Below are 11,124 nucleotides of genomic sequence, written 5' to 3'. Positions count from 1 at the left end.
GCGTTGGCTCTATCACGAGCCACGTTTTGGATTTTGTTATGTTTTTTTAGCCAACGTCTAAGTGATTTTCCGTCCCGTCCTTCGAGCATAGCCGTTGGTTGCCCGTTTTTAGGTTATATACCATGGTTGCGTACTTTGAACCCTTCTTCACTGATATGTCATCGACCCCGATACTCTTAATATTTGGATCATCTTTAAAATGAAGCCGATCGTACATTTTTTGAATCGCCTCGCGTCCTATTTTCACACCAAGGTACGAAAGATTAATACTCGACTGATTATTGCTTGTATTAAGAGAATTAAGCAGGATGAATTTACATAGTTCTTTGGTTCTAACTTGATTTTTCCCTGCGAAAGGCAATCTCTCACAGAAAACATTTCTTTTACATTTAGGATTAAGACAGTAATATTTGTACGCAGTAATGTCTAATGTCACGTTTTTATTACAATAAGGTGTTTCCTGCATGACCCTATGATAAGTGGCTGCGAGCTTTCTCGTTGCCACTCCACAAACTGGACAAGGAGTTTCATGTGGTTTTGATTTGAGATAGATCACTATTTTATTACCATGTTCAACTCTCTTATAAATGAAGAAATACTTACCATATTCCGTGTCATCAATGTTATCGCCGATTAATTCTGTCATGATTATCCACGACCTTTCAAGGAACATCCTAAGTCGTAATGAATAAAGAAGAGGCTTATATGCTCATGAAAATTGGCATTGAGTATATAAGCCTCTTCTTAAATAAATGCATCAAAATAACCAAACCACGACGAGAACCACGAAGGAGCTTAGAAGAAGACTCGTATTTGAGATCGTCGAAGCGCTCTTCTTCGAGGAGCTCAAATCGAGTCGGCAGCGTTCCAGTCCCATATAGCGCCCCGACCCGGAACCGGCATTGAACGTACAACCAAACAACTACATTGACCTTGATTTCGAACTTGACTTTGCTTTTACCACCCACCCAATAAAATAACAAAATCGCACAATTAGGTTGACGACTGACAGCGTTTTCATTGATAATTAGATTGTGACTTATCTTATTTCGAGGAGGACTACCATGAAACAACTAAACATTGGACAAACCAATTGGCAAGCTTCAGAAATTGCCTTCGGTGCTTGGCGAATGGACGCATTGTCCGTGGCAGATGCTGCCAAAGCCATCGACACAGCTTACGACTGTGGAATCAACTTCGTCGACAACGCTGACATGTACGGCGACGGCGAATCAGAACAACGCTTTGGTGACGCCTTGAAACAAACAAGCGTCAAAAGAGAAGACCTCTTTTTACAAACAAAAGGCGACATCGTCCCTGGCAAAAAATACGACACATCACGTGAGCACATCATGAACGCGGTCGAAAGTAGTATGAAACGTCTCGATGTTGATTATCTTGACGCATATCTGATCCATCGACCAGATCCACTAATGGAACCAGAAGAATTGGCTGACATTTTCGACGACTTGCAAAAGAGTGGCAAAGTCCGTCACTTCGGAGTTTCTAACTTTAATCCACAACAGTTCTTACTTCTTCAAGAATCACTTAACCAAAGACTATTGATCAACCAAGTGCAATTCAGCTTAATGCATACACCAATGATCGATCACGGCATTCATTCCAACATGGCTGACGAAAGATCGATCAACCGCGATGGCGGCATCATCGAATTTTCACGACGGATGGGCGTAACGATCCAAGCTTGGTCACCTTTCCAATACGGCTTTTTCGAAGGCGTCTTTATCGACAGTCCGAAATTCCCTGAACTTAATAAGAAATTACAAGAATTAGCTGACAAATATGAAGTTTCTAAAAATGCCATCGCAGCTGCTTGGATCTTACGTCATCCCGCTAAGATGCAAGTCATCATTGGGACCATGAATCCACAACACATCATTGACAGTGCTAAAGGTGCTGACATTGAGATCACCCGCCAGGAATGGTACAACCTATACTTTGCTGCTGGTAATGACTTACCTTAAATTGACTTATGATGGCGATTACCTATAATTAACGTATCAATTTAATTATGGGAGCTCATTTTGAAACTAGTAAATCTTGGTAATACTAATTGGTCAGTTTCTAATATCGCTTTAGGAACTTGGCGCATGAATAAATTGACCGTTGATCAAGCAGTCAAAACGATTGAAACAGCTATCGATCAAGGGATCAATTTTTTCGATAGTTCTGACGTTTATGGTCGTAGTGAATCGGAAAAAATTTTTGGACAAGCTATCAAGCAAGTCTCAAAATCACGTGATGAACTTTTTATCCAAACCAAAGGCGGGATCATTTCGCATCAACGTTATGATTTTTCAAAACAGCATTTGATCCAGGCTGTCGATAACAGCTTGATGCGTCTTGATGTCGACTATCTCGACTCATATTTGTTGCACCGCCCGGATCCTTTAATGGAACCAGACGAAGTTGCCGAGGCTTTCGACGATTTGCAAAAAGCTGGTAAAGTGCGCCACTTCGGCGTTTCAAATTTCAATCCTCAACAAGTTTCCTTACTTCAAAATTCTCTAAATCAAAAAATTCTCGTTAATCAATTGCAATTCAGTCTGATGCATACAGGCATGATCGATCACGGGATACACACAAATATGACCGACAACCGTTCAGTAAATCACGATGGTGAATTGATCGAGTATTCACGTCGCAAAAACATCACGATCCAAGCTTGGTCACCATTCCAGTACAGTAATTACGCTGGTGTCTTCATCGATGACCCTAAAGCTGAAAACTTGAACCAAGAACTTCAAAAACTAGCCGATAAATATCAAGTTTCCAAAAATGCCATTGCTGTCGCTTGGATCTTGCGCCATCCGGCCAACTTCCAAGTTTTGATCGGGACGATGAATCCAGAACATATTATTGATAGTATTGCTGGATCAGATATCCAACTATCTCGACAAGAATGGTATGATTTATATCTTTCTGCCGGAAACGATTTACCTTAATACAAATTAAAAGGCCGAATCTTCAAAGGGTTCGGCCTTTTTGAATAGCTTAAAAACTCAACTTATTTTGATTTTTTTCAATGAACTTATTGTTCTTTAGTACTAGCAATAATTTTCTTACGATCGATCCGTGAAACTTGATATGCAGTAATTGGCACTGTCAAAATAACACCGATCGTACATACTACAAAAGTAATAACTTCTGCACCAAACAGCTTGTCATTGACGATCTCCTGCCAGCCATAATGTAGCGAGTTCATTAGGAAAAATAGCGGGAATGTCGTTGCGAAGAAATTGAATAGTAGAGTATTAGTTTGCGTTGCTAATATTTTATTCCCCACCGAAAATCCATCTGCAAAAACAGTTTTTTGATCGAGCGTTGGTTTGTTCATAACTATCTCGTTCAGTCCTGAAGTAATTGCCACACAAGTTTCAGATATCACTCCTAAACTATTAACAACAATTGTCGCAATCGCCAATTGTGGGAAGGAAACACCTGCTGACAAAGAAAATCCTTCTAGTTCTTCTTGATCTTCAACACCCATACCTTGAGTACTTGACCAATATAAAATCGGGATCGTTATTAATAAGATCAGTGCCGTGATCACCAAAGAAGTTTTAAAGGAAATATTGGCTGTAACTGAATTTTCCACGTTCATATAAATAGCAACAACTAAAATAATAACGGAAATGATTGCTGTAGTGACTACAACGTTGAAACCGTCAGCAATTAAAATCAATAATGCAATAATGGCAAAAATATTAATTCCCAATCCTAGCAGCAAAGACAGGCCTCTTTGACCAGTCACTATTAACAGCAAAACAATAAAAGTAATCAATAAATATAGCACTAGGACACCTTCTTTCTTACCATTTGACTAATGATGAAACTAGTAATTGGAACGGTCAAAACTATTCCGATCGAACTGATCAACAGTTGCGTCACACCTAAACTCAAAGTCATGTCCAAGGTATATCCGATTGAATTGCCATTCATCAAATACAACATGACTACATTCAAATTCTCAGCAACAACGATGAATAAGAGGATATTGATCAAGGGACCAACTAACTCTTTACCGATCGCCATCCCAGATTTGAACAGTGTCTTCTTAGAAATGTCAGCCACTTCTTGTTTCATTTCGATCAGTGATGATGAGATATCCATGGTTTCATCTAAAATCACACCTAAAACACTAAAAATAACTTGTGAAATAAAAACGCCAAAATAAGGCTGTAAACCAAAGTCGACCATTTCAAAATGGATACCACTATCTCCTGAAAGTTGTAACAACCAGACGCTAAAAAGTAAAGCTATACTAGTAGCCAAAAATGCACTCAAGAAAGCCATCAGAGCATCCTTCGTTGGTCCCAAAATAACGATCAAAGCAACTACTGAAATCAAAATGGCAGTAATGACCGTCAACAATACTAAATCGCCAGTCCGCAGCTTGATCAAAGCTTGGACAAAGCCAAAGAAGATCACCAAATTGATCAAAACTGAAGACAACAGTCTACCTCGAGTAAATTTCATGCAAAAGAGCAAGATGATCACTAGTCCAATGGAGAAAACTAAAACAGCATCCCGTTTAGTACTTTGGATGGTATAAACTTTCGGAGAAGTTTTACTGACAAGGATCTGTTGATGCGGTTTGTAGCGCTCATCCAGCAATTGTGATTGAGCATAACTATTAGTTATAGTTACTTTGTCACCTTTTTTTGCTGTGTTGGTAAAATGCCCATAAATCTTTTGAACAACTTGATAGTCGGTATTCTTATACTGATCCGTACCCTTAGTCTTACTTTGCTGGGCCACTCGATCGATCGAGACGATCGGTTTTTGATACAATCCTGAATCAAAATAAGTTGCCACCGTCGCCAGCAAAACTAAGCCAATAGCCAAGCAAATCTGAACCCAGCGTTTTTTTATTATTTTCATACTAATTACCTCTCGGATGATTCTATATTATCACCCTGTTAATAATTACGATTGTTTAATCACTCATATGATGAAATATAAGTTGACAATTAGCCATTTTTGAAATACCATTTTTTTATCAACTACTTTAGGAGATTTCATTATGAACAAGCAAACTTCTCTTAACATTTTAAATGGTTGGCAAAGCCGATAATTCAGGTTGATCCGATATGGATATGACCTGAAATAGGATCATATCCGTGTCGGCTTATTAAGTGATGTAAATATACGTTAATTAAAAAGCCCGCATGGATCGATGGATACATGTGGGTTTTGTCATCTAAAGGCAGCCCTTATGCAAGGACTGCCTTTTTGCTTATAGGGGGAAATTATGAAACACGTTAAAAGATTATATGGAACTTTAATATTTTTATTCGCATTTTTGATCTTTGCCTTCTTTTACGTTGGCCATCAACAACAAGCGGCACACAACAAGATCCCCAAAGTTGGGGTCTTGCAACTACTTTCACACCCCGCTTTAGACCAGATCAACAAAGGTCTAGACGACACTTTGGAAAAGAATGGCTACAAAAATGGCAAGAACATTCAGATCATTTTTCAAAATGCTCAAGGTGATCAAAGTAACTTACGGACGATCAGTAAACAATTCGTTGAAGATAATGTTGACGTAGCCGTTGGTATCGCCACGCCTTCAGTCCAGTCATTGAAGAACGCGACTTCAACTATTCCGATCGTCATGGGTGCCGTTACCGATCCTAAGGGATTCGGGATCGTCCCTTCTAACACTCATCCAGGTGGCAATATCACCGGCGTTTCTGATCAAGCCCCTCTCGGCGATCAGTTGAAATTGATGAAAGAGATCATGCCTAATATTAAGCGCCTGGGCATCATTTATACCTCTTCTGATATGTCTGCTACGACTGAATCTAAGAAAATGAAGAAACTGGCAAAAGCTCAAGGCATCGATGTCGACTTAGTAAGTATTAGTAACATCAACGATCTTGAACAAGTTTCCACCAACTTGTCACAAAATGTAGATGCCATCTTCGTTCCAACTGACAACACGATCGCATCGGGAATGAAGTTACTCTCAAGCGTTGCCGCCAAAAGAAACGTACCCGTCTTCCCTGCAGCAGACACAATGGTAAAAGATGGCGGACTAGCAACATTAGGTTTATCCCAATATGAACTCGGGCAAAAAGCCGGTGAAGATGTAGTCGCTATTTTAAAACACCATAAGAAACCAGCTGACATGCCAGTGACCTTCATCAAAAAAGGACACTTGATCATCAATCAAAAAATGGCAGAAAAGCTTAATATCACATTCCCTGATTCACTAGTTCAAAGAGCGCAAAAGGAAGGAAGGATCATCAAATGAATCTGATCGTATCGACAATTAGCCAAGGTCTGATCTGGGCAGTAATGGCCATCGGACTTTTCATCACCTTTAGAATTTTAGACTTCCCTGATATGACTGTTGAAGGAAGTTTCCCACTCGGTGCTGTCACAACTGTCATGTTGATCCAAGGTGGCATGAATCCTGAACTGGCCATGTTAGTAGCTTTCGTCTTTGGCTGCTTGGCAGGATTTGCGACCGCCTTCATGTATGCCAAGATGAACATCCCGATCCTACTTGCTGGGATCTTGACGATGACAGCCCTATATTCCGTCAACTTGCGGATCTTAGGCAAAGCCAACATGTCTTTAACTAAGCCTGACAATGTTTTCAATCAATTTGGCTTAGACAAATTGCCAACTAACTTCAATGGCATCTTTTTAGGTATCATCATCTTAACTATCATCACATTCTTATTGACCGTCTTCTTAAATACCGAAAAAGGGCAGGCGGTTATTGCGACTGGTGACAACGAGACTATGGCTGCATCGATGGGTATCAACACTACAGTCATGAAATTCATCGGACTAATGGTTTCCAATGGGATCGTTGCTCTAACTGGTGGCTTGATTGCTCAACAAAACGGTTTCGCTGACGTCAACATGGGTATCGGATCTATTGTTATTGGACTTTCCGCCATTATCATCGGTGAAGTTATCTATCCTGACGTTCCATTATCGATCAGGCTGATCACCGTAATTATCGGTAGTATCGTCTACCGCTTGATCTTAATGATCGTGCTCCAACTAGGTTTCAACACCAACGACTTGAAGCTGATCTCAGCTATCATCTTAGCCCTCTGCTTAGCCCTACCAAGCATCCGAGCCGAATTTTTCAAAGTCTTTAGAAATGGGGTAAAAACTAAATGAAACCAATCATGGAATTAGATAATGTCGAAAAAACAATTTACAACGACAACACCAATCTAAACATCTTAGACGGCATAAATTTAAAAATTTATCCCCAAGACTTCATTGTTGTCTTAGGAACTAACGGTGCTGGAAAATCAACACTACTAGATGCGATCACTGGTGCCAACCGTGTAACTAACGGCAAAATCCTGTTAAATAACAAAGACATCACAACCGAGAATTTGGCCAAAAGAGCTCAGTTCATTAGCCGGGTCTACCAAGATCCAAAACTTGGCACCTCGCCCCGAATGACCGTAGCGGAAAACCTACTACTAGCACAAAGACGCGGTTTACCCAGAAGATTACGATCCAGAAGGCTCAAGGAAAATCTGCCAAAATTCAAAGAATTCATCAGCACAATGCCCACACTAGACAACCGACTAAACACCTTCACTGAAAAATTATCCGGTGGTCAAAGACAAACACTAAGCTTCTTAATGGCCATCATCCAAAAGCCCGAATTACTACTATTAGACGAACACACCGCCGCCCTAGATCCACAAACCAGTTCCGACCTAATGGCAGCAACCGACCGGACTATCAAAGAAAAGAAACTAACCTGCATGATGGTTACCCACAACCTAACCGAAGCCGTAAAATACGGCAACCGCCTCATCGTACTTAAAAAAGGAAAAATCATCTTAGACCTGAACACAGAGGAAAAAGCTAAGTTGAAAGAAGAAGACTTGCTGGAGTACTTCTAAAACAAAGAGAGCGGAGGCGCACGGTCAGCTGCTGAGGATTTCAACACAGAGAGCGCAGCGAGGTTGGTCAGCTGCTGAGGATTAACGCGGGTGGTCGCACAAGGTGCTGCGAAGCAGTGCCGCGACCACCTGTGTTAACCGGAGGCCGCTACCTCGCGGAGCTCGTTTCAACATCCTTGAGGATAAAGATAAAAAAACACTATCCCAATTGCAGCAAGTTTAATCAAATAAACTGGGTACCACTTTTCAAATCTAAAAATTAGTGCCTGCTGACAGTTTCTAAACCGGAGGCCGCTGTGCGCCGGAGCTCGTTTCCACTATAAAACGGGCAACGTTTGGCATCCAAACTAAAGTGGTTTGGTACAAAACAATAAACGTTTGGCATCCAACTAAAATGATTTGGTATAAAACTCAAACATCTGACAAAAACTAACAAAATTCAGAAATCAAAAAACTCCCATTAGCCACCAAGCAAAAAACTTGGCAAAGCCAATGGGATTTTTAATTCCAATCATGCATTAACAGCTTTCTGTTCTTCTTCAAACTTCCGATATTCATCAACCGGCATATCTTTCCCAGTAAACAATTTATAAGCTGCAGCCCCTTGCCACAACAACATCCCTTTACCAGGAGCAACCGTACAACCCAGACTCTCAGCATCCAGAATCAATTGCGTCTTCAAAGGATTGTAAACCGTGTCAGCGACAACTAAGTCTTTCCGCAAAAAACTTTTATCAACCAAGCTTTGTCCATCCAACGGTTTCATACCAACAATTGTTGTGTTGACTAAAATATCGGCACTGGCAATTTCTGCTTTCAACTTCTCTTGATCATCAAGATCATAAACATGTAATTCAACCGCAGTAACGGAATCATTGATCTTCTTCTTAGTTGCCTGAGCATTCTCAAAAAAAGCGTCCTTTTTATTAAAAATAGAAATAGCGGAAGCTCCATCAAGGGCACTTTGGACTTGAATGGCCGTGGCAGCACCACCGGCACCTAAAACGACTAATTTCTTTCCTTTAATATCGACACCTTTTTCTTGTAAATTCTTAACGAATCCCAAGCCATCAGTAATATGACCGGTTAATTTGCCGTTATCATTTACTATTACATTGATAGCTCCGACAATTTTTGCGGCTGGTGATAAATCATCCACTAAATCGGCAGCAACTGTCTTACAAGGCATCGTGACATTACTTCCTCTAACTTTGAACAAGCGCAAAGCATCGATTGCTTGTGGCATTTGTTCTTTCTTCACATCAAAGGCCAAGTATGCATAGTCCAGCCCCTGCTTTTGAAAGCTAAAGTTGAACATTGCTGGTGAGCCTGAGTGTCCTACTGGTGAACCTAATAATGTAAATAGTCCTGTTGTTCCTGAAATACGTTTTTCCATGGTCAATTCCTCCATCGAGTAAAAAAGAACCGCGGAAATATCCACGACTCTTGTAAAAATTTATCTAATCAAATATTTATTTTGGATCATGATGGTCAATTGCATATTGACGACGACCACCTGGCTTAGGGATCATATCTGAAATCATCATGTGGATCCCACCATCAACAGGGATCTCACTTCCATTTGTGTAATCAGAACGGTCACTAGCTAAAAACAGGACAGTATTAGAAATATCCGTCAAGTTACCGATCCGTTTGCTGGCAACTAAACGTTTACGTCCATCTTCTACTTTAGGATCACTGTAGAAGTTTTCTGACAATGGTGTCTTGACTAAACAAGGTAAGACCGTGTTGCTGCGAATACCAAATTGACCCCATTCAGCTGCCATCTGTTTCGACATCATATTTACCGCAGCTTTAGTCGTACTGTATGCACCACTGTATGTTTCTGGAGAAAGTGATGCAGCGGTCGAAATGTGGATCAAAGTACCATGATTTTGTTTGATCATAATTTTACCGAATCTTTGCGACATTAAGAAATAGCCGGTTATATTAACATCCAATGCTTGTTTCCATTCATCCAATCTTAGATCTTCCAAAGGCGAAAATCTGAGAATAGCTGCTGTATTTACTAAAACATCAACTTGACCGAATTTATCAACGACTGTTTTAACTGCTTGATCAACTTCTTTTTCATTTGTGGTATTGCATTGCAATGCCAACGTTTCAACGCCATATTCATCTGTCAATTTCTTTGCCAGAGCTTCTGTCTTATCTTTCAATAAATCAACTAATACAACTTTGGCGCCTTGTTCAGCAAAATCTTTTGAAAATTTTGTACCCATGCCTCCAACAGCACCAGTGATAACGACTACCTTATTTTTTAATCCTAACCACGAATCACTCATTATTACTTCCTCCTCCTTTTTTAAGTTAAGCTGTAACTGAATTTCTTAAAATCCCAGGCCAAGCCTGTTTCAACACTTCAACCGTTTGCCTATAAATATAATCAGCAACGAACTTTAGTCCTTTAGCCATATATTTATCGGAAATGACTTCAACCCCAATGACTTTGGGATCAACACCAGCATCCTTGATCATTTGGACAAATTTCGCAGTATCCAGGTCTCCTACTCCTGGTGCTAATCGATCATGCATGGACTCATCCCGCAAGATCGACTTTGCGTATGGGCGTGAATATGTGTCATCCAACTGGATCGAGATGACCCTTTTAGCTTGTTCTTTCGTTAACAGATCATAAGGCTGGCCTGATCTGACCCAGTGCCACATATCTAACAACATATAGACATTGTCGCAATCAGCTTTTTTCATAATTTCCCAAGTTTTATCAAAATTCGTTAATCCGCTGTATGGCATTGGCTCTAATGCGATGATCAAATCACCGGCGCGGATTGCTAATTCTTGCAATTTCTTAGAGATATAATCGATTGAATAATTTTCCATTAAGCCCGTATTAATGTGTTGCACACCAAAGAGATCACACATGTGGAAACACATTTGTTCTTTATATTTTTGTTCGTAAGACCGAGGTTCTTCACACCACTGAACAATGTATTCCACCTCGGTACATTTAATATTGTATTTATCCAAAATATCTAAAAGATCTTGGTCACTTAAGCCCTCGTTTAAAGCATCTACATAATTTTCAGCTCGTAAGCCGATCCCGTCATAACCAGCCTCACTAGCATACTTGCAACGATCTTCAAAACTACATTTATCTCCTAAGGTCCATGAACTAACAGTAATTGGATGTAACTCGCTCAAAATAGTTCCTCCATTTCCAAAATAA

The 11,124-nt window shown here is 40.1% G+C and carries 12 protein-coding genes; 5 read left to right on the top strand and 7 right to left on the bottom strand.

What is annotated here, in order from left to right; genetic code table 11:
* Positions 1–46: 46 nt before the first annotated feature.
* Complete coding sequence (locus EKM78_RS01780; RefSeq protein WP_125768500.1) at positions 47–646, bottom strand: transposase; 600 nt, start codon at positions 644–646, stop codon at positions 47–49.
* Positions 647–701: 55 nt separating this feature from the next.
* Entirely contained in the window at positions 702–983 is a 282-nt protein-coding gene (locus tag EKM78_RS12425) for a hypothetical protein (protein WP_211334321.1), read from the bottom strand.
* A gap of 81 nt (positions 984–1,064) precedes the next feature.
* Here EKM78_RS12425 and EKM78_RS01775 point away from each other — a divergent pair, with 81 nt between their 5' ends.
* Together EKM78_RS01775 and EKM78_RS01770 are read left to right on the top strand one after the other, a co-directional pair.
* Complete coding sequence (locus EKM78_RS01775) at positions 1,065–1,985, top strand: aldo/keto reductase (RefSeq protein WP_125768497.1); 921 nt, start codon at positions 1,065–1,067, stop codon at positions 1,983–1,985.
* Between the two features lie 60 nt (positions 1,986–2,045).
* Complete coding sequence (locus EKM78_RS01770; RefSeq protein WP_125768494.1) at positions 2,046–2,966, top strand: aldo/keto reductase; 921 nt, start codon at positions 2,046–2,048, stop codon at positions 2,964–2,966.
* Between the two features lie 86 nt (positions 2,967–3,052).
* Here the strand turns inward: EKM78_RS01770 and EKM78_RS01765 are convergent, their stop codons facing one another.
* Both EKM78_RS01765 and EKM78_RS01760 read right to left on the bottom strand, forming a co-directional pair.
* Positions 3,053–3,817 carry a YibE/F family protein gene (locus tag EKM78_RS01765; RefSeq protein ID WP_125768491.1) on the bottom strand — a complete coding sequence of 255 codons (765 nt, stop codon included), beginning with the start codon at positions 3,815–3,817 and terminating at the stop codon, positions 3,053–3,055.
* Entirely contained in the window at positions 3,817–4,905 is a 1,089-nt protein-coding gene (locus EKM78_RS01760; RefSeq protein WP_125768488.1) for a YibE/F family protein, read from the bottom strand. The genes EKM78_RS01765 and EKM78_RS01760 overlap by 1 nt, the downstream gene beginning before the upstream one ends.
* A gap of 370 nt (positions 4,906–5,275) precedes the next feature.
* Between EKM78_RS01760 and trpX the strand changes: the two genes are divergently transcribed.
* From trpX to EKM78_RS01745, 3 genes are read left to right on the top strand one after another with little or no spacing between them, the layout of a single operon-like run.
* A complete protein-coding gene (trpX, locus tag EKM78_RS01755; RefSeq protein ID WP_125768485.1) occupies positions 5,276–6,283 on the top strand; it encodes a tryptophan ABC transporter substrate-binding protein in 1,008 nt (335 codons plus the stop codon).
* Entirely contained in the window at positions 6,280–7,170 is an 891-nt protein-coding gene (locus EKM78_RS01750) for an ABC transporter permease (RefSeq protein WP_125768482.1), read from the top strand. The genes trpX and EKM78_RS01750 overlap by 4 nt, the downstream gene beginning before the upstream one ends.
* Positions 7,167–7,916 carry an ABC transporter ATP-binding protein gene (locus EKM78_RS01745; protein WP_125768479.1) on the top strand — a complete coding sequence of 250 codons (750 nt, stop codon included), beginning with the start codon at positions 7,167–7,169 and terminating at the stop codon, positions 7,914–7,916. The genes EKM78_RS01750 and EKM78_RS01745 overlap by 4 nt, the downstream gene beginning before the upstream one ends.
* 511 nt (positions 7,917–8,427) lie before the next feature.
* On the opposite strand, the gene EKM78_RS01740 is transcribed toward EKM78_RS01745, so the two are convergent.
* The 3 genes from EKM78_RS01740 to EKM78_RS01730 all read right to left on the bottom strand — a co-directional run bounded on the left by EKM78_RS01740 (position 8,428) and on the right by EKM78_RS01730 (position 11,099).
* Positions 8,428–9,312, bottom strand: coding sequence for a shikimate dehydrogenase (locus tag EKM78_RS01740; protein ID WP_125768476.1), 885 nt, complete (start codon positions 9,310–9,312; stop codon positions 8,428–8,430).
* Between the two features lie 76 nt (positions 9,313–9,388).
* Positions 9,389–10,222, bottom strand: coding sequence for an SDR family NAD(P)-dependent oxidoreductase (locus tag EKM78_RS01735; protein WP_125768473.1), 834 nt, complete (start codon positions 10,220–10,222; stop codon positions 9,389–9,391).
* 25 nt (positions 10,223–10,247) lie between these two features.
* On the bottom strand, positions 10,248–11,099 hold the full coding sequence (locus EKM78_RS01730; RefSeq protein WP_125768470.1) for a sugar phosphate isomerase/epimerase family protein: 852 nt from the start codon (positions 11,097–11,099) through the stop codon (positions 10,248–10,250).
* Between the last annotated feature and the right edge of the window lie 25 nt (positions 11,100–11,124).

This window comes from Companilactobacillus furfuricola, from assembly GCF_003946325.1.
Lineage (GTDB): Bacteria > Bacillota > Bacilli > Lactobacillales > Lactobacillaceae > Companilactobacillus > Companilactobacillus furfuricola.
The sequence above is the reverse complement of the archived record's forward strand: the minus strand, read 5'-3'. Positions and strand labels throughout refer to the sequence as shown.

Excerpts from the sequence above, each read along its gene's own strand:
- EKM78_RS01780 (WP_125768500.1), bottom strand. The coding sequence starts at position 646 with ATGACAGAATTAATCGGCGATAACATTGATGACACGGAATATGGTAAG.
- EKM78_RS01735 (WP_125768473.1), bottom strand. The coding sequence starts at position 10,222 with ATGAGTGATTCGTGGTTAGGATTAAAAAATAAGGTAGTCGTTATCACT.
- EKM78_RS01745 (WP_125768479.1), top strand. The coding sequence starts at position 7,167 with ATGAAACCAATCATGGAATTAGATAATGTCGAAAAAACAATTTACAAC.
- trpX (WP_125768485.1), top strand. The coding sequence starts at position 5,276 with ATGAAACACGTTAAAAGATTATATGGAACTTTAATATTTTTATTCGCA.
- EKM78_RS01750 (WP_125768482.1), top strand. The coding sequence starts at position 6,280 with ATGAATCTGATCGTATCGACAATTAGCCAAGGTCTGATCTGGGCAGTA.
- EKM78_RS01740 (WP_125768476.1), bottom strand. The coding sequence starts at position 9,312 with ATGGAAAAACGTATTTCAGGAACAACAGGACTATTTACATTATTAGGT.
- EKM78_RS01775 (WP_125768497.1), top strand. The coding sequence starts at position 1,065 with ATGAAACAACTAAACATTGGACAAACCAATTGGCAAGCTTCAGAAATT.
- EKM78_RS01760 (WP_125768488.1), bottom strand. The coding sequence starts at position 4,905 with ATGAAAATAATAAAAAAACGCTGGGTTCAGATTTGCTTGGCTATTGGC.